The sequence below is a fragment of the Streptomyces coeruleofuscus genome, assembly GCF_039532725.1.
GTDB lineage: Bacteria > Actinomycetota > Actinomycetes > Streptomycetales > Streptomycetaceae > Streptomyces > Streptomyces coeruleofuscus.
The window spans coordinates 732,239-753,238 of record NZ_BAAASE010000001.1; the positions used below are offsets into that span (position 1 = coordinate 732,239).

18 protein-coding genes and 2 pseudogenes are annotated in these 21,000 nt (G+C 71.2%); 12 read left to right on the plus strand and 8 right to left on the minus strand.

The annotated features are described in order from the left end of the window. Positions 1–11: 11 nt before the first annotated feature. Positions 12–1,958, minus strand: a complete 1,947-nt coding sequence (locus tag ABFX81_RS03165) for an SMI1/KNR4 family protein (RefSeq protein ID WP_346137591.1) — start codon at positions 1,956–1,958, stop codon at positions 12–14. 281 nt (positions 1,959–2,239) lie between these two features. On the opposite strand from ABFX81_RS03165, the gene ABFX81_RS03170 reads away from it, so the two are divergent. Continuing rightward, entirely contained in the window at positions 2,240–3,424 is a 1,185-nt protein-coding gene (locus tag ABFX81_RS03170) for a beta-ketoacyl-[acyl-carrier-protein] synthase family protein (protein WP_346137592.1), read from the plus strand. 333 nt (positions 3,425–3,757) lie between these two features. Here the strand turns inward: ABFX81_RS03170 and ABFX81_RS03175 are convergent, their stop codons facing one another. Both ABFX81_RS03175 and ABFX81_RS03180 read right to left on the minus strand, forming a co-directional pair. Beyond that, complete coding sequence (locus tag ABFX81_RS03175) at positions 3,758–5,920, minus strand: ATP-binding SpoIIE family protein phosphatase (RefSeq protein ID WP_346137593.1); 2,163 nt, start codon at positions 5,918–5,920, stop codon at positions 3,758–3,760. Between the two features lie 256 nt (positions 5,921–6,176). Beyond that, positions 6,177–6,638 (minus strand): MarR family transcriptional regulator, encoded by a 462-nt coding sequence (locus tag ABFX81_RS03180; protein ID WP_086854161.1) that lies wholly within the window; start codon positions 6,636–6,638, stop codon positions 6,177–6,179. 264 nt (positions 6,639–6,902) lie between these two features. Here ABFX81_RS03180 and ABFX81_RS03185 point away from each other — a divergent pair, with 264 nt between their 5' ends. From ABFX81_RS03185 to ABFX81_RS03205, 5 genes are all read left to right on the plus strand, one after another. Then, positions 6,903–7,193, plus strand: coding sequence for an NAD(P)-dependent oxidoreductase (locus ABFX81_RS03185; RefSeq protein WP_346137594.1), 291 nt, complete (start codon positions 6,903–6,905; stop codon positions 7,191–7,193). Continuing rightward, positions 7,190–8,056, plus strand: a complete 867-nt coding sequence (locus ABFX81_RS03190; protein ID WP_346137595.1) for an SDR family NAD(P)-dependent oxidoreductase — start codon at positions 7,190–7,192, stop codon at positions 8,054–8,056. Before ABFX81_RS03185 ends, ABFX81_RS03190 begins: the two co-directional genes overlap by 4 nt. Positions 8,057–8,160: 104 nt before the next feature. After that, on the plus strand, positions 8,161–8,601 hold the full coding sequence (locus tag ABFX81_RS03195; protein WP_346137596.1) for a hypothetical protein: 441 nt from the start codon (positions 8,161–8,163) through the stop codon (positions 8,599–8,601). 206 nt (positions 8,602–8,807) lie between these two features. After that, the gene (locus ABFX81_RS03200) at positions 8,808–9,725 is read left to right on the plus strand and encodes an alpha/beta hydrolase fold domain-containing protein (RefSeq protein WP_346137597.1); all 918 of its coding nucleotides are present in this window, start codon (positions 8,808–8,810) and stop codon (positions 9,723–9,725) included. 629 nt (positions 9,726–10,354) lie between these two features. Continuing rightward, positions 10,355–10,843 carry a GNAT family N-acetyltransferase gene (locus ABFX81_RS03205; RefSeq protein WP_346137598.1) on the plus strand — a complete coding sequence of 163 codons (489 nt, stop codon included), beginning with the start codon at positions 10,355–10,357 and terminating at the stop codon, positions 10,841–10,843. A 297-nt stretch (positions 10,844–11,140) separates the two neighbouring features. On the opposite strand, the pseudogene ABFX81_RS03210 reads toward ABFX81_RS03205, so the two are convergent. Together ABFX81_RS03210 and ABFX81_RS03215 are read right to left on the minus strand one after the other, a co-directional pair. Then, a pseudogene (locus tag ABFX81_RS03210) lies at positions 11,141–11,377 on the minus strand (transposase); the annotation flags it as partial. Positions 11,378–11,423: 46 nt separating this feature from the next. Then, entirely contained in the window at positions 11,424–11,726 is a 303-nt protein-coding gene (locus ABFX81_RS03215; RefSeq protein ID WP_346137599.1) for a hypothetical protein, read from the minus strand. Here ABFX81_RS03215 and ABFX81_RS42150 point away from each other — a divergent pair. From ABFX81_RS42150 to ABFX81_RS03230, 4 genes and pseudogenes are all read left to right on the plus strand, one after another. Beyond that, positions 11,685–11,899 (plus strand): annotated as a pseudogene (locus ABFX81_RS42150) (transposase); the annotation flags it as partial. The gene ABFX81_RS03215 and the pseudogene ABFX81_RS42150 sit on opposite strands and share 42 nt — an antisense overlap. Positions 11,900–11,942: 43 nt before the next feature. Then, positions 11,943–13,247, plus strand: coding sequence for a bifunctional 3-oxoadipate enol-lactonase/4-carboxymuconolactone decarboxylase PcaDC (gene pcaDC, locus ABFX81_RS03220; protein ID WP_086853821.1), 1,305 nt, complete (start codon positions 11,943–11,945; stop codon positions 13,245–13,247). Positions 13,248–13,284: 37 nt separating this feature from the next. Next, on the plus strand, positions 13,285–13,920 hold the full coding sequence (locus ABFX81_RS03225) for an MBL fold metallo-hydrolase (protein ID WP_086853823.1): 636 nt from the start codon (positions 13,285–13,287) through the stop codon (positions 13,918–13,920). Positions 13,921–13,972: 52 nt separating this feature from the next. Continuing rightward, positions 13,973–14,752 (plus strand): exodeoxyribonuclease III, encoded by a 780-nt coding sequence (locus tag ABFX81_RS03230; RefSeq protein WP_086853825.1) that lies wholly within the window; start codon positions 13,973–13,975, stop codon positions 14,750–14,752. A 219-nt stretch (positions 14,753–14,971) separates the two neighbouring features. Here ABFX81_RS03230 and ABFX81_RS03235 read toward each other — a convergent pair whose 3' ends face one another. Continuing rightward, the gene (locus ABFX81_RS03235) at positions 14,972–16,732 is read right to left on the minus strand and encodes an SGNH/GDSL hydrolase family protein (RefSeq protein WP_346137600.1); all 1,761 of its coding nucleotides are present in this window, start codon (positions 16,730–16,732) and stop codon (positions 14,972–14,974) included. Between the two features lie 227 nt (positions 16,733–16,959). On the opposite strand from ABFX81_RS03235, the gene ABFX81_RS03240 reads away from it, so the two are divergent. Together ABFX81_RS03240 and ABFX81_RS03245 are read left to right on the plus strand one after the other, a co-directional pair. Beyond that, positions 16,960–17,367 (plus strand): DUF6278 family protein, encoded by a 408-nt coding sequence (locus tag ABFX81_RS03240; RefSeq protein ID WP_086854945.1) that lies wholly within the window; start codon positions 16,960–16,962, stop codon positions 17,365–17,367. A 172-nt stretch (positions 17,368–17,539) separates the two neighbouring features. Continuing rightward, on the plus strand, positions 17,540–18,283 hold the full coding sequence (locus tag ABFX81_RS03245) for an amino acid ABC transporter ATP-binding protein (RefSeq protein WP_086599465.1): 744 nt from the start codon (positions 17,540–17,542) through the stop codon (positions 18,281–18,283). 223 nt (positions 18,284–18,506) lie between these two features. On the opposite strand, the gene ABFX81_RS03250 is transcribed toward ABFX81_RS03245, so the two are convergent. Both ABFX81_RS03250 and ABFX81_RS03255 read right to left on the minus strand, forming a co-directional pair. Continuing rightward, complete coding sequence (locus ABFX81_RS03250; RefSeq protein WP_086854946.1) at positions 18,507–20,075, minus strand: alpha/beta fold hydrolase; 1,569 nt, start codon at positions 20,073–20,075, stop codon at positions 18,507–18,509. 116 nt (positions 20,076–20,191) lie between these two features. After that, entirely contained in the window at positions 20,192–20,947 is a 756-nt protein-coding gene (locus tag ABFX81_RS03255; RefSeq protein ID WP_086854947.1) for a hypothetical protein, read from the minus strand. Positions 20,948–21,000: the final 53 nt, after the last annotated feature.

The window sequence follows — 21,000 nt, forward strand, 5'->3', positions numbered from 1 at the left end:
AGCCGACGCCGTCAGTGCGGCCCGTCGTCTCCGGGCCGCTCACCGCCAGCCGGGCGTGGGGCTCCACGGTGCATACGGATCACCGCGTACGTCTCTCCGTCCCCGGGCGGCCGCGTCCATGAACGGGTGACGAACGTGTGCAGCCGCCCGTCAACGAGGGCATGACGCGGCAGACGGGCGCGGAACTCCCCGGCCACCGCTTCCAGCAACGACCGTTCCGCCCCGGCGCCGTCCTCCACGTCACCGAAGAACCGGCTCGGATCGAGCGCACGGGGTATCTCCCCGCTTGACCGGACCTCGCCGTCCGCGTACGTGAACGCGTACTGCTCGGTGCCGTCCCGCGCTACCGAAAGGTGGAAGAACGGCTCCCCACGCCATGTCCTCAAGCCGCTCCACACCACCACCGCGCGGGCGCCCGCGCTGGCAGCCTCGGCCGGCGAGACGAACCGCTGCCGGTGGAACGGGGCGGGGTCGCCGTCGAAGGCGAAGCTCCAGCCGGTGCCGGCCCGGCCGACCGCCATGAGGGCCCTGTCGTCGTAGGACGAGAACTCGCCTCGGTCGCGCAGCGATCTGTCGCGCGCCTCCCAGAAGGTCATGGGTTCGTTCAGCACGGTGCCGTCCCCGTCCGCGAGACGCCCGGGCAGCTCCTCCGGCTCCACCCCCTCCACCAGGACGAACCGGTACGACGTGCGGTTGTTGCCCGGGTCCGGCTCCGCGAGCCACGCCAGGCCGCCCGGGTCGAGCCCGGCCGCCGGACTCGGCGCCTCACCCGCCTGCCCGCCCCTCGGCGTGGACAGCAGCTCGCGGCCCCGCTCCGGGGTCAGCAGGGGCCCGAGCACGGGGTCGGCGACCCACCCGAGCGGCGCCAGGTGGTCCGGTCCCAGCGGCTCCCACAGGGGCACAGCGTTTCTCAGCGTCCGCCACGCCCCGTCGGTGTCTCCCCACCGCGCCAACTCCCGCGCCCGCTCGACCGCTTCCCCGAACGGCCCCGCCGCCGTGTACCGGTACGTGCCGTTCCGCACCTGATCCAGCGTCGTGTGAGCCAGTGACACCACGTCCTCGCCGGCGCCCCGCAGATGGAACATCAGCGTGGAGTCGTCCCGGTACGAGTGCGCCGCGTGCTCGGCGACCAGCGGCGGCAGGAGATCGGGCGCGTACCGCGGGTCCGTCACCACGTCCTCGAAATACACCATGTAGGTCTGTCCGAGCAGGCGGCGTATCTGGTCGCCCAGCCCGGCGGCCCGCGGTCTGCCGTACTCCTTGGCCTCGTCCAGCGCCTTCCCTGCCTGCTCCCAGCCGCCGCGCAGCGCCTCCAGCCGGGCCTCCCGCACGAGGGAGTCCAGCTGTTCCGTCGTGTCGTTGACGAACACCGGCTCCTCGTCACTGCCTCGCGCGCGCAGGCCGTGGAACTCCCGGTACATGTCCCGCATGAACTCGAGGAAGTTGGCGTGCCGCTCGGGTGGCTCGGCCCGCCAGCTCGCCCATGTGTAGACAGCCCACTCCCCGTCCTCGTCCACGTCCTCGGGATCCATGAGGACGTGGGTGACGTCGGACTCGACGTCGAGTTGCAGCCCGCGCCGCCAGATGTCCGCCTCCCGCCGCTCCTCGGGCCCGGCGTGCTCGTCCAGGTACTCCTCGAACAGGTCCGCGAGTTCCGACTCGTTGTTGTGCCAGTGCGCGTCCTCGGTCCCCGCCAGCAGCCACACGAACTCGCCCGCGTGCCGCCACCCGTCGCTGACCTTGAGGAACTCCCGTAACGACGGGGGCATCCGCCGGCCGAGGCGCTCTTCCATGGCTGCGATGCGCTCGCCGGACGCGGGCGGGAACCCCAGCCACCGCGCCCGCCGGGCTGTCTCGTCGTCCTCGCCCCGCGTCTCGTCGTCCGGCAGGGAATCCGCCCACTCCCCGCTCCACCTGAGCAGGAATGACCGCCAGTCGAATGCCGTGGTGTCCGTCATACGCCCGATGCTGCCACCCGCCACTGACAGCGCTCCGCCGCCTGCCGCGGCCGGCGGAACCTCCTCGGAGTGTGTGTCAGGTCACGCACTCCGACGGCTGTCTAAGTTGCGTGCATCACAGCGGAAATGTCCATTTAGCGTCCATGCTCGACGCGGATGTCGGCACCCGAAGTGGAGCGAACCGGCATCGACTTGGATGCGAAGTGCCGAAGTGATCCATGACACAGCACTCGTGGTGTTCTACCTCGATCCCTCTCAATCCCCTTAGAAAGGTGCCGATTATGGCCGCTTACCTCTGCCCTCCTGCCGTGATACACGGCGAGCACGCCGTGGAAACCAGTCAAATCGTGGCGGAAGTGAGCGGCCGGCACCCGGACGCTGCGTGGGCGCCGCGGATCGAAGGCATCGCGGCCAGCACGGGCATCGAGACCCGCGGGTGGATGCTGCCGCTGGAGACCGCCGTCGCGCCCGGCGACGGGAGCGGCCTGCGGACCGCCGGCGTCGGGCCGGCCCGAGAGGCGCTGGTCCGCGACGGGTTCACCGAGCAGGACGTGGACCGCGTGATCGCCGCACTCGAGGCGATACCCGCGCCGCAGACCGTCCAGGAGCGCACCGCGCCGGCCTGGGCGGCCGTGCAGTCCTACGGGGAGCGCGCGGCACGCGGGGCCCTGCAGATCGCCGGGCTGGACGCCGCAGACGTCGACTGCCTGATCACCAGCCACTCGACCACTCCGGCGCTGCCGGGGCTGGACGTCGCCCTGGCCAACCAACTCCCGCTTCGCAACGACGTGATGCTGCTGCCGGCCACGCAGTGGGCCTGCATCGCCGGGACCCGCTCCCTGGCGCTGGCGGCGGATCTCGTGGCCGCGGACCCCGACCGGGTGGTCCTGGTCGTGATCGCGGAGGCGCTGAGCACGACCTACCAGCCCTCGGACGACACCCTGGAGTCCCTGATCGTCCGGCTGCTGTTCGCGGACACCGCGGTCGCCGCCGTGGTCACGGGCCGCCCGAGGCCCGAGTCGGTGCTGCGGCTGGACGCCGCCTGGCACCACACTCTGCCCGGCACCCAGGACCTGCACCGCCTGGAGACACGGGCGGACGGCACCCACTTCGTGATGGACCGGCGCGGGCCGCGCGCCGTACAGCAGACGGTCACCGCGATGTGGGAGTGGCTGCACCACCGCTACCAGGACGACCCCGACTCCTGGCACCCCGACGTGCTGCTCGCGCACCCCGGCGGGACGCGGGTGCTGGAGTACATGGAGCAGACGATGCCCGACGGGTGGCCTTCGGGGCTGCTGGACCACAGCCGGGACAGCTACACCAGCGGCAACCGCGGAGGCGCCGCCGTGTTCGACATCCTGCGGAGGGCGCACGACGCCGGGCAGAAACCGGGCGACCGCGCCGTCCTGTACGCGGCGGCCCCGGGCCTCACGGCCACGGCCCTCCAGGGGGAGTGGCTGTAGTGCGAGCTCGCGCCACCCGCACCAGGGGGCGGGCCGACCATGTCAGGGGGCGGGCCACCCGTACCACCGGTTAGGCCGCCCGTGCCACCGGCTGTGCCGCCCCTACCACCGGTTAGGCCGCCGGTGCCACCGGCTGTGCCGCCCCTGCCACCGGCTGTGCCGCCCCTGCCACCGGTACCACCGGTTAGGCCGTCCGTGCCACCGGCTGTGCCGCCCTGCCACCGGTTAGGCCGCCGGTGCCACCGGCTGTGCCGCCCCTGCCACCGGTGTGCCGCCCGTACGCCGGTGGCGCCGCCTGACAAGCGCACGCCGCCCGATCCGTCGGCGACCGCGTCACGTCCCGAATGCCGCCCAGACCACTTTGCCGGTCTCCGTCCACCGCACCCCCCACCGGGTGGTGAGTCTGTGCACGACCTGCAAGCCACGACCACTGTCGTCGAGGAGCTCGCTGCGGCCCAGCCGCGGCCTGCCGTTGCCGGTGTCGCCCACCTCGCACAGCAGCCCGTGACCCGTCCTGATCAGCCGTACCGTGAGGGGGCCGCCGGCGAAGCGGACCGCGTTGGCGACCAGCTCGTCGACCACCAGCACCACCTTGTCCAGGGTGTCGGCTCTGGTCTGCCATCGCCTCAGCAGCGCGGAGACCATTGTGCGGGCCCGGGCGGCCGCGTCGTCGCGGGCGGGCAGACGCCAGGTCGCGGTGTCCCCCTTGCGGTAGCCGATCATGCGCGCGACCAGCAGGGTCACGTCGTCGCGCCGGCGCACGGGCGCCAGTGCGGAGACCAGGCCCCGCGCGGCCTGCGGCAGGGCGTCCCAGGGGTGCACCGCGGACACGGCGTCCGCCAGCCTGCCGATGCCCTCGTCGATCGATACGGAGGGATCCTCCACCAGGCCGTCGGTGTAGAGGGCGAGCAGTGAGCCCGGGGGAGCGGCGAACGCCTGCACGTCGAACGGCTCCCGCAGCGCGAACTCGGTGCCCAGGCCGGGGTGGGGGTGGACTGCGAGCGGGGCGGCGGGCCCGTCCGGGGGCACCAGGACCGGGGGGAGGTGGCCGGCGCTGGACAGCGCCACGCGGTGGCTGACCGGGTCGTAAACGGCGATGCAGCAGGTCGATCCGAGGGCGCTGTAGCCGGCCGCCAGCCCGGAATCCGCGTCGTCCAGCAGCGTCACGGTCTCGTCCAGGTGCTCCAGCACCTCGTCGGGCGCCAGCCCCGCGGACAGCAGCGCACGGGCCTCCATGCTCAGCTGTCCCATGGTCGCGGCGGCGCCCAGGCCGTGACCGACGACGTCACCGACCACCAGCGCGGTACGGCCGTCCGGCAGCGGAAAGCTGTTCACCCAGTCACCGCCGACGCCCGCGCTGTCGGGGGTGGCGGGCTGGTAGACGCTGGCGGTCTCGATGGTGTCGCCGCCGGTCCGTGGCAGCAGCCGGCGCTGCAACGCCAGTACCTGCGTGTGCTCGCGCTGGTGCTGACGGGCCAGGTCGACGTGATGAGAGGTCCGGGCCACCAGTTCCTGGAGGTCGAGCAGCTCGCTGTCGCCGAAGGGGCGGTCCGCCCTCCGCCAGACCTCCGCCACCCCGAGAACGACGGGCGGCGTGCCGTCCAGGACCAGCGGTATGCACGCCACGGCCGCCGCCCCGTCACCGGGCACCAGGGCACGCACCAGCCGCGGACTGCCGAGTACCCGCTCGATCGCCTCCCGGTCGGGGATGACGATGGCCTGAGCCGCGTCGTCCCGCCGTATCGCCAGCGACAGCAGGCGACTCGCATCACCCGGAAGATCGTCGCCCGGAGTCACGTAGCCGTCCGGCCACACCCGGTCCGGCACCAGGGCCGCCCGCCGCAGCCGGACGCGCCCGTGCTGCTGTCCGGCGACCCCCTCGCCCGTCCACACGGCGAAGTCGAGGTCGATGGCGGCCACGTCTCCCCAGGCCAGCAGAGACTCCGCCAGCGACTGGGCGGTCTCGCCGATGTCCAGCGAGGTGCCGATCGCGGTCTCGGCGGCGTACAGGTGCAGCCTCCTGGCCATGGCGATCAGGGTGACGGTCAGGCCCTCCTGGGGCGCCGCGGCGGCCAGGATGCTCATCGAGACCACCAGCTCTGACCCGTCGCCGCGCCGAAGGCGCTGCACCCGGGCGACGTGCGGCTCACCGGTCTCGAGGACCTGCCGCAACCGCCGTGTGACCGTCGGTACGTCCCCGGGAGGCAGAAGATCGACGAAAGAGCACCCGGTCACGGCGTCCAGCCCCGCGAAGACGGGGGCGTCCAGGTTGCAGCGGGTGATCCTCAGATCCCCGTCCAGGTTGACCGCGCCGAGAATCTGCTCCTGACGGCCGGGCGCCGGGTTGGCGGGTACGTGCTGGCGGGCGGCGCGGTCGCCCTGCGAGACGGCAGAACCGGCGGCCTCCGCCGCTGCGCCGCGCGGGATGTACTGCCCCAAGGCGCTGCTGACCATGTCGAACGGCGACGAAGACGAGGGTGAGGGTGTGGCGTCCATGCGACTCTCTCGGCTCGCTCGCCAACCCCGGCACGGCGCCGGGGCCCGGCCAGAACCCGTGCGACAGGGTCCTCGGATTCCTGACCGCACACCTCATTGAATAACACCCGGGGCACCTTCGCCCGCGTCGGCGGATCCGGGACCGTCAGACCACGGCAGCGTCGCCCAAAGGGGGTCTTCACCGGCGCCGCCGCTGCGGTCGAGAGCTGTCTGGCGTGAGGCAGCGATGCGGGTCGGTCGCTCCCCGGACCGTGGGCTACGAGCCTGGCTGGTGCGCGGAGAGCGCGGTCAGCAAGAAGCGGGTCAGAACGGTGATTTGCTCGCTACCGAGGACTTGGTTCAGGTCTTTGTCCGCTGACGCATAGGCGCGTTTGCCTGCATCAAGCAGGTCGTACCCCTTGTCGGTGATGTGGAGCTCCGCGGTGTGGCCGCGGCCGGGGAAGCTCCTGCGTTCGACGGCTCCGCGCTGCTCGAGCTGCCGGACGGTGGCCTGTGCGCTCTGGGCGGTCACTCCGGCTCGGCGGGCGAGTTCACTGTAGGAGATCCCCGGCTCGCGCTGGAGGTGCCCCAGAGCCGCCAGGTGGCGCAGCGTGTACCCGGTGGGCTTCAGTGATCGCTCGACGTCGTCGCGGATGTGTCGTCCCAGCGCCGCCAGGAGAAAGGCAGGGCTGGTCGGCGGCACGGGGCCGGCCTCCGCTCTCGGGGTGTGGTTCGTCATCGTCAGACCTTGGATCCACCAGGACAGAAGAAGTTTCAGCTTGACTGTAACTCATTCTTGGTCTCAACATGAAGGAAGCCGCCGGGCGCGGATGGCGGCCCATCCCTCCTCTTTCGCCATGCACAGTCATGCCCCAAGTTTCAGCCAGGCTGAAACTGAGCTGAAACTGAGAGGGAAGCGCCTTGCCGACGAGGCGCAGGACCTGTGCCTGCTCAGGCAGCGAGAGGTTCGCCAAGTCCAACCGATGTGGAGGTGTGTGGGGTCATGCGACTGCTCGTCGCCGGAGCCGACAGGGGCCTGGAGTACCAGGTCGTCGGCCAGGCTCCGGCCCGCGGCCGTCAGGCGACGGGACTGGTCCGCCGGGCCGAAGCGTGGGACACGACCACGACCGGCCTGAGCGTCGGGGAAGGCGCGGCCGGCGACGGCCTGTCATCGGGATCCCGCGCCGTGACGGGACAGGATGCGGCGATCTGCGCGCTGGGCGATCCGCCGTGGTGGGCGGGCCGCACGGGGGCTGCCACCGTCAGCAGCGCGCGGACGGGGTGTGCGGCGTGAACCTGCGAGGCAAGACCGTTGTCCTGACCGGCGCCAGTTCCGGGATCGGAGCGCACGCCGCGGTCCGCCTGCGCGCGCAAGGCGCCCTCGTCCATCTGGTGGGGCGCGACGAACGGCGCACCCGGCAGGTGGCCGAGGCCCTCGACGCCCCCTGGTACACGGCCGACTTCGAGGAATTGGCGGACGTTCACCGCCTGGCCGACGAGCTCACGCGTGCCACGCACCACATCGACGTGCTGGCCGCCAACGCCGGTGCCGTCATGCCGGACCGGCACACCGCCGACGGCATCGACGCCACCTTCCAGGTCAACGTGCTCAGCCCGTGGCTGCTGATGCTGCTGCTCGCTGAGCACCTGTGGGGCGGGCGCATCCTGGTCACCAACTCCCGCTCCCACAAGAACGCCGTCATCGGACTGCACTCTCTCGAGGACCTGGCCCGCGGCCGCCCGGGAGTGTCCGGGCACCGCGCCTACGCCCGCTCCAAGCTGGCAGCCGGAATCCTCCTGCGTGAATACGGCCGCCGCCACCGCGGCATCGATGTCGGCGACTTCCACCCCGGCATCATCGCCTCCGACTTCGGCCGCTCCCTGGGCAAGCGCGGTGCCGTCATGAAGGCGCTGGCACGTCCCTTCACCGACACCCCGGACCAGGGCGGCGCCCGCCTGGTGCACCTCGCCTCGAGCACCGGCACCCTGGCGGGCACCTACTACACCCGCACACGGCCCGCAAAGGCGTCTCCCCAGCTGCACTCCCGCCAACTCGGCGCCGCCCTGTGGGACTTCGCCACCGACCTGACCAGTTCACGCCGGCCGGCCCCGGGCCCCGCCTCCAGCACCGGCCGTCACAGCAGTACCGGCCGATGAGCACCCCGCATCCGTGCCGGCCGGCGACCCATGCAGCCGTCGAGCCTTGCGCACCGACCGCTCCAACCGCACCGACCGCACCTCGTCACGTCAAAGGCACTTCCATGAGTAGAGCCCTCCTCGTCCTGCACGTCCTGGCCGCCATCATCGCCATCGGGCCGGTGACCGTGGCCGCGAGCATGTTCCCGCCCGCGGTGCGCAAGGCAACGCAGGAATCCGCAGCCGAAGCACCCTCCGCGACCACCGCCCAGTTGCTCCACCGCATCTGCCGCCGCTACGCCACTCTCGGGCTGGCCGTGCCGGTTCTCGGCATGGCCACAGCAGCCGTCATGGGCGTCCTCGGCAGTGCCTGGCTCATCACGTCCATGGTCCTGACCGCGGCGGCCGCCGGCATCCTCGTCGCCCTCGTCGTCCCCCGCCAGGAGGCACAGCGCACCACCGCGGCCGTCGCACTCGCCGTGATACCCGGAATCGGCGGCATGCTCGCCCTGCGCAGCCTCCCCACCCCCCAGGCACGGGCACGCACCGCCCCGCAGATGCCGTAGCACTGTCACCGCAGCAAGAACCCGAGGTTACGCAAATGCCCCCACCCCGAACCGATGCGAGCGGCCCCACCCTCCCGGCGCGGATCCAGAAGACCGTCATGCGGCTCGTGTTCCGGCTCCCCGAGACCGTCAAGAGACGCATAGCAGGCCCTGCTGTCCGCCTCGACGGTCAGACACTCGCCCTCGACGCCCAGCTGTTGGCCGGGATGAGCCGGCGCAGCGGCGTCTCACTCGTCGTCAACGATTCGCCAGAGGAGTCCCGCGCAGCCCTCGAGAGCGGCCGGCACGCGCTGGAGGGACCCCGCTTCGAAGACGTCATCAGCGAAGACCTCGCCATCGACACCACCGGTGGCGACCTCCACGCGACGCTCCACACGCCGAGCCACCTCAGTACGCCGGCCCCCTTGCTGGTGTTCCTCCACGGCGGAGGGTGGGTCATCGGCAGCCGGACCTCCTACGACTCCCTTGTGTCCTTCCTCGCGCACCACGCGCAGGTGAAGATCATGTCGGTCGAGTACCGTCTGGCCCCGGAACATCCCTTCCCGGCCGCCCTCGACGACGCGCTGGCCGCGTTCGAGCACGCTCACCGACAGGCCGATGCCCTGGGGGCCGACCGGGCGCGCATCGCCGTCGGGGGCGACAGCGCCGGCGCTCACCTCGCGGCCGTACTCGCCCAGCTCGCCGCCCGCCGGGAAGGCCCGCGCCCCTCACACCAGTTCCTGTTCTACCCCGCCACCGACTTCACCGGGCGCCATCCTTCGCGGGATCTGTTCGGCGAAGGATTTCTGCTCACCGACCGCGAAATCGACTGGTTCCAGGACCAGTACGCCCAAGCAGCCGACCGTTCCGATCCGCGCCTTTCCCCCCTTCTGGGTGAGGTGGACGCGCCGATCGCGCCTGCCTACATCGCCACCGGCGGATTCGACCCGCTCCGCGATGAGGGCGAGCGTTACGCGGAGAAGCTACGGCAGGCGGGCACGGAGGTGGTCCTGCACCGCGAAGCCGACCTCGTCCACGGCTATCTCAGCTTCTTCGCGCTCTCACCCCGCTTTCGAGCCGCGGCACTTGAGGCCGCAGAGGCCATCCGCAGCCGTCTGCACACGGACTCCGGAACGAAGAAGTAGCGTCCCTTTCCCCGTAGGCGACGCTTCCTGGACCCAGTGGCCCCGAGGCGCTGGTGGTACCGAGGTCCATGGTCAGCCGAGGGCGCTCAGCTACGCGACCTCGTCGTCCGTCAGCTGTGCGGGAGCGGCCCCGTGGCGGGCCGCCGCCGACCGCTCCCCGGAGGGAGAAGGCAACGCGGTTGACACCAAGGCCCTGCTGTTCGACGCCACCGGCCGAGCGGTGGCGCGGGGCAGCGGCACACTGCCGCTGAAGACCCCTCGGCCTCACTGGGTCGAGCGGGACAAGGACGAGGTGTGGCGGACGGCGTTCCAGGCCATCGCCACCTGTCTCGCCGATGCGGGACCGGACGCGGGGCCCCGCTGGGGTCCGTCCTGACAGGGCTGGTCGTCCTGCACAGGCTGGCCCTCGCTGCGGCAGACCCAGGGGAGGCAGCGGTTGACCACCCCGTTCTCCGGCTCCTCCGCAGCGGTTCGGGCGTCCCAGCTGCTGTCGGCGGGCGGCCGATGCGGCGGCAGTGACTTGGTCGATCGGGGCCTGGGCAGGCGGTTCCCGGGGGCGGTGCAGGAACCCTGCCCGAGCAGCCGACCCGCCGCATGACGGCACGCCCCCGGTGCGAAAGACTCTCCCGATGAGTTCACGCACTTCCCCGATCAGCCAGCCGATCACGATTCGGAGGGCCGTTGCGCGGGATGCCAAACGGCTCACGCGGCTCGTGCGTGGCTCAGGCGCCTACGCTGGTCAGTACGCAGCCGCAGTCGCGGGCTACCGGGTCGGGCCTGATTACATCGAGGCCCACCGCGCCTTTGTGGCCGTCGACGGCGACGAGCGTGGAGGCCGGGTCCTCGGGTTCTACTCGCTCGTTCTCGCCCCACCGGAGCTCGACCTGCTGTTCGTCGCCGACGAAGCGCAAGGACGGGGTATTGGGTCGCTGCTCGTCGCGCACATGCAGTCCGAGGCCCGTGCCGCCGGGCTCGACCGTGTCAAGGTCGTGTCGCATGTTCCCGCCGAGGACTTCTACCACCGCGTCGGCGCAGTGCGGACCGGGACCGCGCTCGCGAACCCGCCCGCCGTGCTGTGGGACCGTCCCGAATTCGAGTTTCGCGTCTCTTCGGAATGACGCGGTTTGCCGGTTTGCAGGGCACCCGGCTTCGCCTGCATGGTGGCCGGCATGCAGAGCCGCTGGACGCCGCGCGTTCCGTGTGTGCCGTCCCCCCTGCCCTGGCGGGGGGAACGCCTGCGCCAGCGGTTGGGGGAGGTGGAGTATGGCCTATCCGGGAGACGAGCGAAGCGGCGGCCCGGGGACGATGACGCTCCTATTGCTCCTCAAGCGGCTCGAAGCCATTCGCGGTAGGCGTGGGTCAGGGTGTCATCGCGGCGGCTTCCTCGTTCGAGGGCAGAGATGGTGACCGGTGTTCTTCGCTTGCTTGCGGAGCTGGTCGCGGATCCGCCCGACCACCCCGGAAGCCGCCCAGCGGTCCATGAACCCGTAAACCGTGCGCCACGGCGGGAAAGCCCGCGGGAGCGCGCTCCACTTGCAGCCCGTGTCGACGACGTAGCGGATTGCGTCGACGATCTCGCGGCGCGGGTGCTTCTCCGGCCGACCGCCGGTCGAGGTCTCGCAGGTCGGAACCGGCAACAGCGGTTCGATCAGGGCCCGCTGCGCGGCCCCGCCCCGGCAAAGAGGGGAAGGGGGAAGGTCAGTGCTCGGAGGTGTCGAGCATGTCGAGGTTCGTCTCGATCGTGTTCAGCATCGTGCTGGCATAGCCGATCCACCTGACCTTGGGCGCGGCGGCCAGTTGCGGGGCGACGGTGCCGGTCATCAGCCGACGGATCTCCCCGGGCTTTTCGCGTACCGCGCTGCGCATGTACTGCTCGACCTGGGCCGGGTCGGTGCAGAACCGGTATCTGTCCGCCCTGGTCCAGATCAGCGGCGGCCAGCCGCGCTCGGTGATGGTGTCAGTCGGCAGTACCGTCGCCTGAACCGGGGCGGCGACCGGCAAGCGAACGCGGCCCTGCACCGGGCCGTGCAGACCCGCCTGCGCGTCGACCCGCGTACCCAGGACTACTACGAACGCCGCAGCAATGAGGGCAAACCCGGCGCGAGACAGTCCAAGGCCTCAAGCGCTACGTGGCCAGGGAGGTCTTCCACCTGGTCAGACCTGTGCAGTCGTAACCCCCGTCATAGGGGCCTCGTGATACGTGAGAGGGTCTGAGGCGTGAGTGAGACACCGTCGAACACCCTGCAATACCGCTTTGACGGGCCAGAAGAGGCTCCCGTCCTGATCCTGGGTCCCTCCCTGGGTACCACGTGGCACATGTGGGACCGCCAGATCCCCGAGCTGATCAAGCAGTGGCGCGTCTTCCGGTTCGACATGCCGGGACACGGCGGCGCTCCCGCGTACCCGGCGGGCTCGGTCACGGACCTCACCACACGGCTGCTGACCACCCTCGAAGCGCTGGGCGTGCAGCGCTTCGGCTACGCGGGCTGCGCCCTCGGCGGCGCCGTCGGCATCGAGCTGGCCCTGCGCCACCCTGAGCGGCTCGCCTCCCTCGCGCTGATCGCGGCCTCGCCGCGCTTCGGCACGGCCGACGAGTTCCGGCAGAGAGGGGTGATCGTCCGGACGAACGGGCTCGATCCCATCGCCCGCACGGCCCCCGACCGCTGGTTCACCGGCGGGTTCGCCGCCGCGCAGCCCGCGATCACCGAGTGGGCCGTGCAGATGGTGCGCACCACCGACCCCGGCTGCTACATCGCCGCCTGCGAGGCGCTCGCCTCGTTCGACGTCCGGGCCGAGCTCGGACGGGTGGGCGTGCCGACGCTGGTCCTCGTCGGATCGGACGACCAGGTCACCGGCCCCGCCGAAGCCCGCACCCTGGTCGCCGGCATCCCGGACGCCCGCCTCGCCGTCGTCCCCGGCGCCTCCCACCTGGTTCCGGTGGAGCAGCCCGCGGCCGTCACCGACCTCCTGGTGCGGCACTTCTCCACCGCCTGGCAGCCCGCCTTCGAGACCTCCACCGGCCAGACCGCCCTGCCCGCGGCCGCCGTCAAGCCGGTCCTGTCCGCCGCCCCCTCCCAGCCACTCCAGACCGGGCCCGTCGCCGAGATCGCCCCGGTCGTACCGCAGCAGCCCCAGGGACGGCCCGACCCCTACGACGCCGGGCTCAAGGTCCGCCGCGAAGTGCTGGGCGACGCGCACGTCGACCGGGCGCTGGCGCAGGCCGACGAGTTCTCCGGGGACTTCCAGGAGTTCATCACCCGCTACGCCTGGGGCGAGGTCTGGGACCGCCCCGGCCTCGACCGCCGCACCCGCAGCTGCGTCACCCTCACCGCCCTGGTCGCCGGCGGCCACCTGGACGAGCTGGCCTTCCACACCAGAGCGGCGCTGCGCAACGGCCTCACCCCGGGCGAGATCAAGGAGGTGCTGCTCCAGGCGGCCGTCTACTGCGGCGTCCCGGCGGCGAACAGCGCGTTCAAGGTCGCCCAGCAGGTCATCCGCGAGGAGACCACGCCCCAGGAGTGAGTGAGACCGCGGGGGAGCGCGGAGGCAGGATGGAATCATGAAGCTCACGAAGAAGTCGCACTCCTGCGTCCGCCTCGAGAAGGACGGCCGCACCCTCGTCCTCGACCCCGGCGGGTTCAGCGAGGAGGACGCCGCGCTCGGCGCGGACGCGATCCTCGTCACCCACGAGCACCCCGACCACTTCGACGAGTTCCGGCTGCGCGCCGCGATGGAGGACAACCCGGCCGCGCGGATCTGGACCCTGAAGTCCGTCGCCGAGAAGATCTCCTCGGCGTTCCCCGGCCGCGTGCACACCGTCGGCCACGGCGACACCTTCACCGCCGCCGGCTTCGAGGTCCAGGTCCACGGCGAGCTCCACGCGGTGATCCACCCGGACATCCCGCGGATCACCAACGTCGGCTTCCTCGTCGACGGCGGCAAGGTCTTCCACCCCGGCGACGCCCTCACCGTCCCCGGCCACCGGGTCGAGACGCTGATGCTCCCGGTGATGGCCCCGTGGAGCAAGATCTCCGAGGTGATCGACTACGTCCGCGAGGTCAGGCCCCAGCGCGCCTACGACATCCACGACGCCCTGCTCACCGACCTGGCGCGCCCCATCTACGACCGCCAGATCGGGCAGCTCGGGGGCTCGGAGCACCTGCGGCTGACATCTGGAGACTCCGCCGAGGTCTGAGGCTCCAGGGGACCGGGCCGCGTTGTCAGACCCGCCGGGTAGGTTGTGGGACATGCGCATCGCGACCTGGAACGTGAACTCGATCACCGCCCGCCTGCCGAGGCTCCTCGCCTGGCTGGAGAGCAGCGGCACGGACGTGCTGTGCCTCCAGGAGGCCAAGGTCGCCGAGGACCAGTTCCCGACGGAGCAGCTGCGCGAGCTGGGCTACGAGGCGGCGGTCCACGCGACCGGCCGGTGGAACGGCGTGGCGGTGCTCTCCCGCGTCGGCATCGAGGACGTCGTCAAGGGCCTGCCCGGCGACCCCGGTTTCGAAGGCTCGGTGGAGCCCCGTGCCATCTCGGCGACGTGCGGCCCGCTCCGCGTCTGGTCGGTCTACGTGCCGAACGGCCGTGAGGTGGACCACCCCCACTACGCCTACAAGCTCCAGTGGTTCGAGGCCCTCAAGGCCGCCGTCGCCGGAGACGCGTCCGGCAGCCGCCCCTTCGCGGTGATGGGCGACTACAACGTGGCACCGACGGACGACGACGTCCACGACCGCGCGGCCTTCGAGGGCTCCACGCACGTCACCCCGGCCGAGCGCGCCGCCCTCGCCTCCCTGCGGGAGACCGGCCTGTCCGACGTGGTCCCGCGGCCCCTCAAGTACGAGCACCCGTTCACGTACTGGGACTACCGCCAGCTCTGCTTCCCGAAGAACCGCGGCATGCGCATCGACCTGGTGTACGCCAACCAGCCGTTCACGAAGGCCGTCAAGGACGCGTACGTGGACCGCGAGGAGCGCAAGGGCAAGGGCGCGTCGGACCACGCGCCGGTCGTGGTGGACCTCGACGTCTAGGGCCTGTCGTTTGGATCACGCCGCAGACGCGGGGTCTGGCACGCACATCTGCCGCGTTGACGTCGGTTGCCGATGCTCCGCATCGACGCCCTCCTCCGCCTTGCGGCTGCACGCACCAGACCCCGCTCACCGGCATCGACCAGCACCGTCAGTTACCTGCGGTCTGATCCAAACAACAGGCCCTAGGAACCGCCTGCGACCTGTCCCACACGTCACTCGCTAGAGCAGCCGCAGGTCCACCGAGTCCGCCAGGGCCGCCAGCCCCGCGTCGCCCGGATGCAGATGGTCCCCACTGTCGTACGCGGGCAGCATCCGGGACGGCCGCTGCGGATCCCGGACCACCGCGTCGAAGTCGAGCACACCGTCGAAGACCCCGCCGTCCCGGATCCACTCGTTCACCGCGATCCGCTCGGCGTCGACGGCGGCCGTGCACCGCGCCTCGCCCTCGCACGGCAGGATCGTCGCCGCGAGCATCCTGACGCCCCGGGCGTGCCCGCGTGCCGCCAGCTCCCGCAGCCCCGCGATCACCTGCTCCGCCGACGTGCCCCAGCGCACGTCGTTGACGCCTTCGAAGGCGACCGCCGTCCGCGCGGACGGCTGGGCGAGGACGTCCCGGTCGAACCGGTGCAGGGCGCTCACCCCGGCCGCGTCCGTGGACACGCCGTCGCCGGGATACCGGTCGGTGACCACGCGGTTGCCCGAGATGCCCTGGTTCAGTACGCCGTAGCGCGGGACCGTGGTCTGCCTCAGCAGCCGGCCGGCCAGCACGTCCGGCCACCGCCGGTTCGCGTCCACCGTGGACTTGTCGCCGTCGGTGATGGAGTCCCCGAGCAGCACCACGGACCCGGGCCCGCCGCTCACGTCGACCCCCGCGAGCAGCGGCCAACTGGTGATCACCGATGTGTACGCGTCCGCGGAGCCGTCCGCCGCGTGGTCGCCCGGCCCGCTGACGTACGACCGCTGCTGCGCCAGCCGGTGCACGGGCGCCACCGCCACCGTGCCGGGCAGGTGGAAGCTCACCAGCAGGTTGGCGTCCGCCGGGACGGCGAAGCCCAGAGGGTCGCTGTACGCCTGGGCCCCGGCCGGGATCTCCACGTCCCCCGCGCCGCCGAAGGACAGCGGCACCGGCGTCCCCCGCGCCGCCGCGCCCGACTCCTGCACGGCGACCGTCGCGCTGCCGATCCGTACCGGCGCCGCCGCGAAGGTGTTGTCGAACCGCACCCGCACCCGGGGCCCGCCGGCCGACGTGTGCACCACGAGGCGCAGCGTCCGGTCCGTCCAGGGCCCCACGGCGGTGTAGCCGGACGTGGACGTCGTCCAGCTGCCCGTCCAGCCCCGCGTCGCGGTGCGGACCGACACCGCGAAGACGTGCAGTCCGGACGCGCGCGGCAGCCGGACGGAGGCGACCGGGCGCCCCGGCGCCAGCGGCACCGTCACGACGTACAGGCGGGCCCGCTCGGCGAGTTGCCCGCCGGGCGTGTTGATGTGCGGCAGGGCCACCGCCTTCGTGGCGAGCGGCCCGGTGCGCCAGTCGGGCGCGGTCAGCCGGTACCCGGAGCGGGTGCCGTCCGCGTACGTGATCACGCCCGGGCCGCCCACCTCGGTGCCGGAGGTGCCCGCCACCAGGAAGGCGAGGGCGTCCCCGCGCCCCGTGACGCGTACGTCCTGGCCGGCCGCGCGGACGTTGTCCGGCTCGCCGGGCTGCCGCCGCGGCCAGGTCAGCCGGGCCCCCTGGACGGTGAGGCCGCGGCCGGGCGTCCAGCCCGCGGCCGCGAGGTCCCGCGCCGACAGGGAGGCACCGGCGCCGTCGAAGTCGGCCTGCGCGGGCCGTCCGTCGTCGCTGACGGCGACGTTGTCGAACAGCCGCTCAAGCGGCACCGGCGCGGCCCGCCGCTCCTCGACGGCCTGCGCAGGCACCGCCGGCACCAGGACCCCGCACAGGGCCAGGACGATCAGGATCCCCCGGACACATCGGCGCACGGCCGACTCCTCCCGCTCATCGACACACGACGCAACAAGACGAAACGCAGGGACGGAACAGAAGACACGACAAAAGCCGGGACGGACGAGCCACGACGCACGGTGAAACTAGGGAGACGGCAGAGGCACGTCAACGAGCCCTGCACGAACTCGGCGTGAACTTGTCAGGTACCGGCGAGCCCGCGCGCCTGTGGTGCGTACGGCGGTACGAATGACACGCTGGACGTATGAACATCCCTTTCCTGGGCAACCGGCGCCGGAAGCTCGGGGTTCCCGATCCGGCAGGCATCGCGGAACTCCTTGCCGAGTGTGAACTGCTCCGCTCCCAGGCGTCCCGGGCGGGTGTCCGGCTGGACGACTCGGCGGCCTCGCTGGAGGCGCTGGACCAGCTCGTGCCACTCTGGCGGGACGACGAGGAGACCCTGACCTGGCTCGGCAACGACGCCGGGCTCTACCTGGGCACGGTCATCGTGCTCACCGTGCCCGGAGCGGCCTGGGAGATCCGGTCCGACGGGCAGCCCGTCGTGCGGCTCGCCTCCGGCCGGGAGTTCGACGTCGTGGACTCCGGTCACGAATGGGCCGCGAACGGCGTGCCCGAGCTGTCCCAGCTGTACGCGGAAGTCGCGGAGGCGTGAGACTGGTCTTCAGAACCCTTGATCCTCAGAACCGCTGAGCCTCAGAACCTTTGGCCCAAAGTCCGCCGTAAATACGGCTAATGATCGAAAAGTGCGTGTCGCCGTTCAAGTCCGATCTTGCCTGGATACGTTGCGGCAACCACCACACAGCTGAGAGTGAGTAGGGCTGAGCATGGCCGTCGATCCGCTGATCGAGCTGCGTGACGTCAACAAGCACTTCGGGGAGCTGCATGTCCTCCAGGACATCAACCTCACCGTCGGCAGGGGGGAGGTGGTCGTGGTCATCGGCCCGTCGGGGTCGGGAAAGTCCACCCTGTGCCGGGCGATCAACCGTCTGGAGACCATCGAGTCCGGACAGATCATCCTCGACGGGCAGCCGCTGCCGGAGGAGGGCAAGCCCCTCGCGCGGCTGCGCGCCGACGTCGGGATGGTCTTCCAGGCGTTCAACCTCTTCGCCCACAAGACCGTCCTGCAGAACCTCTCCCTGGGGCAGGTCAAGGTGCGCGGGCGCAAGAAGGAGGACGCCGACAAGCGCTCCCGCGAACTGCTCGACCGGGTCGGTGTCGCCGACCAGGCGGACAAGTACCCGGCGCAGCTCTCCGGCGGCCAGCAGCAGCGCGTGGCCATCGCCCGCGCCCTGGCCATGGAGCCCAAGGCGATGCTCTTCGACGAGCCGACCTCGGCCCTCGACCCGGAGATGATCAACGAGGTGCTGGAGGTCATGAAGCAACTGGCCCGCGACGGCATGACCATGATCGTCGTCACGCACGAGATGGGCTTCGCCCGGTCGGCCGCCAACCGCGTCGTCTTCATGGCCGACGGCCGGATCGTCGAGGACCGCACCCCCGACGAGTTCTTCACCAACCCCACCAGCGACCGCGCCAAGGACTTCCTCTCCAAGATCCTCAAGCACTGAACGGCGGGGCTCCGGACGGCTCATCGCGTCGGACCTCGACTACGATGTGCCCTTCATCCCTGTCGGAGAGGGGGACTTCGCCGAATTCCGCCGATCCCGCCCGGGGTGAGCAGACCGCCCGCCCGCTCCGCGGGCCACTCCCGCCGGGTGCGGCCCCCACGGCCCTGTAGGCCACGGGGGCGGCGGTTCACATCGGCCAGGCCCGTCCGGCAGCAGCCGGAGATCACTGCTCGCGCAGCGGAACCGACACGTACGACGGGTCGTTCGCCGGCGAGGAGAAGGTCAGCTGCGCGCCGGACGGGTTGTGCTCGATGTAGAGCGGGTCGACCGTGTCGACGACCAGGGCGAGGCGGTGCCCGGCCGGGACGTCGTAGGCCGTGGAGAACAGCTCCAGGTCGACGCCGAACGGCTTTCCGGGGGTGCGCCCGTGGAAGGTGTACGGCGCGTGGGAGACCAGCTTGCCGAGGCCGAGCGGCCCCACGTCGTACAGGTGGGCGACGAGGGTGCCGCTCTCCTTGGTCGGGGTGAGGGTCGTGTGCAGTTTCGCCGTTCCGCGGACCTGTTGGGCCGTGGCGTACTTCTCCGACTGCCACACGGCGGCCCAGCGGCGGGGGAGCAGCGGAATGGAGGCGACCGGGGGAAGCTGGGCCACCTGGTCGAGGATGCTGGACAGGAAGACGACGCCGCCGTCGGCCCCCGAGTTCACGTTGGTGCGGATCGTGGTCGTGCCCGCGAGGTCGATCTTCCGGTTCGTCGCGGCGACCGACTTCCAGTCGGGGTAGCCCTCGTAGCCGCCCGTGGAGCGGGACTTGAGCTGGACGGGCTGTTCGCGGTCGATGCCGTTGTCCTCGCCCCTGAGGTGGTGGTCGAACCAGCGCTCGGTGTCCTTCCACACGTCGTTGGGCAGCCCGAACAGGCCGGTCAGCTCGGCGGTGGCGTGGTCTCCGGGCCGCATCTCCAGCCGCTTCGGGCCGGTCAGCTTCTCGTAGAAGTCGGCGTACTGGTTGGGCGGGAAGACGGTGTCGCCCCAGGCGTTGGCGAGCATGACCGCCGCGCCGTTCTTGTTGATCTGGTCGACGTAGGTCGCAGCGGAACGTTTCTTCCCCCAGGCGATGAGCTCCGGCTCCTTCGCCAGGTTGGAGGCGTAGAAGTCGTCGAAGGTCTGCCGGAGTTCGGCGCTCTGCCGGCCCGTCACCACGCTCGCGCCGTCCAGCAGGGCGGCGGCCTGGACGTGCTGGGTGCGCCCGGAGTAGATCGAGCCGATCAGATCGGCCCAGCCGCTCAGCGAGGCGACCGCGCGGATTCGCTTGTCGTGCGCGGCGGTGAGCAGGCTGATGCCGGCGCCGTAGGAGACGCCCGCCATGCCGATGTGCCCGGCGTCCGAGGGAGTGTTGGCGAGCGCCCAGTCGATGACCTTCGAGGCGTCGGCCACGTCGGGCGGGCCCGCGACTTCTATCTCGCCGCCCGACTGCCAGAAGCCGCGCACGTTGTAGGTGACGACGACGTACCCGGAGTCGGCGAGCTTCTGGGCCTGGGCCAGATACTCCACCTGGGGCAGACCCCAGCTCGTGGGCATGACGAGCAGCGGGTAGCGGTGCGTTCCGTCGGCGCCGGCCGGGGTGACGACGTTGGCCTTCAGGACGGTGCCGCCGTCGCCGGTGATGTCGACGAACCGGATGGGGTTCGGCGCCGCCTGGGCGGTGGGGGCGATTCCGAGGGCTGTGCCGGCGACCAGGGTCGCCGAGACGGCGCCTACGGCGGTGGTGCGCAGGGCCTTGCGGTGGAGTCCCACGGGTCACTCCTCACTCGTGTCAGTGCAAAGTGACCGAACGGTAACCTCGCCCCCTTACCAGTGGTAACCCGTCGGTAAGTTACGTGCCAGTAACGATTGTTGAGAAGTGGAGGACTTCAGGAGGCCCGGTGGCTGTTGCGTGGAGCCGGGGCCGGGAGCGGCGTCTGTGCCGCGCGCGTCACGTCCTCCACCAGTTCGACGACGTCCGGCCCGTACGCCTGCGAGTTGATCACCTTCAGCAGCAGTACGAACGAGTTGTTGCCGTGCTTGCGGGACAGCCGCTCGTGGTTGCGGGCGAGATAGCGGGTGGTGGCCTGGTTGGTGATCGACGTCTGGCCGCAGAAGAGGAAGACGGGACGGGTGTGCGGGCTCCGCTCGGCGGTGAGCCGGGCGAGCAGCGCGTACTCCTCCCTGCCGTTCTCCACGCGGTAGCGCTCGGAGCCGATGAGGAACGAGCCCCGGTCCGGGCTCGGTTCGGCGTCGACGTTCACCCGCACACCGGGAAGCAGAGAGGACAGGTGGGCCGCCATGCGGCGGTTGGACGCAGGTCCGCCCACGCAGAACTCGGTGCGCTCACCGAAGCCCTGACGTGCCGTGTCGTGCGGCAGGATCTGGGCGTGGGCGTTGCAGTCCTTGATCAGCGCGGCGAGTTCGAGCAGTGCGAACACGTCGTAGCGCATCACGGCGAACTCGGGCCCCGCGGCGCCCCGGTTCACCACCAGCAGCGATTCCGAGTTGTCGGGCAGTCCGAAGAAGGCCTGCTTCCGGCGGAGCTTGCGCTTCCACAGGTAGGTGCGGGCCACCCAGCCGAGCGCGGCGCTGATACCCGCCGCGACCACGCCCAGGACGATGTTGCGCACGTCGTCATTCATGGGCGCGCATGGTAGCGGGCTCGACGCACCGGTGTTCGAGGCATCCCTGACGC

Coding starts and splice junctions, on each gene's coding strand:
- ABFX81_RS03165 (WP_346137591.1), bottom strand. CDS start 1,958: ATGACGGACACCACGGCATTCGACTGGCGGTCATTCCTGCTCAGGTGG.
- ABFX81_RS03170 (WP_346137592.1), top strand. CDS start 2,240: ATGGCCGCTTACCTCTGCCCTCCTGCCGTGATACACGGCGAGCACGCC.
- ABFX81_RS03175 (WP_346137593.1), bottom strand. CDS start 5,920: ATGGACGCCACACCCTCACCCTCGTCTTCGTCGCCGTTCGACATGGTC.
- ABFX81_RS03180 (WP_086854161.1), bottom strand. CDS start 6,638: ATGACGAACCACACCCCGAGAGCGGAGGCCGGCCCCGTGCCGCCGACC.
- ABFX81_RS03185 (WP_346137594.1), top strand. CDS start 6,903: ATGCGACTGCTCGTCGCCGGAGCCGACAGGGGCCTGGAGTACCAGGTC.
- ABFX81_RS03195 (WP_346137596.1), top strand. CDS start 8,161: ATGAGTAGAGCCCTCCTCGTCCTGCACGTCCTGGCCGCCATCATCGCC.
- ABFX81_RS03200 (WP_346137597.1), top strand. CDS start 8,808: ATGAGCCGGCGCAGCGGCGTCTCACTCGTCGTCAACGATTCGCCAGAG.
- ABFX81_RS03205 (WP_346137598.1), top strand. CDS start 10,355: ATGAGTTCACGCACTTCCCCGATCAGCCAGCCGATCACGATTCGGAGG.
- ABFX81_RS03225 (WP_086853823.1), top strand. CDS start 13,285: ATGAAGCTCACGAAGAAGTCGCACTCCTGCGTCCGCCTCGAGAAGGAC.
- ABFX81_RS03230 (WP_086853825.1), top strand. CDS start 13,973: ATGCGCATCGCGACCTGGAACGTGAACTCGATCACCGCCCGCCTGCCG.
- ABFX81_RS03240 (WP_086854945.1), top strand. CDS start 16,960: ATGAACATCCCTTTCCTGGGCAACCGGCGCCGGAAGCTCGGGGTTCCC.
- ABFX81_RS03245 (WP_086599465.1), top strand. CDS start 17,540: ATGGCCGTCGATCCGCTGATCGAGCTGCGTGACGTCAACAAGCACTTC.
- ABFX81_RS03255 (WP_086854947.1), bottom strand. CDS start 20,947: ATGAATGACGACGTGCGCAACATCGTCCTGGGCGTGGTCGCGGCGGGT.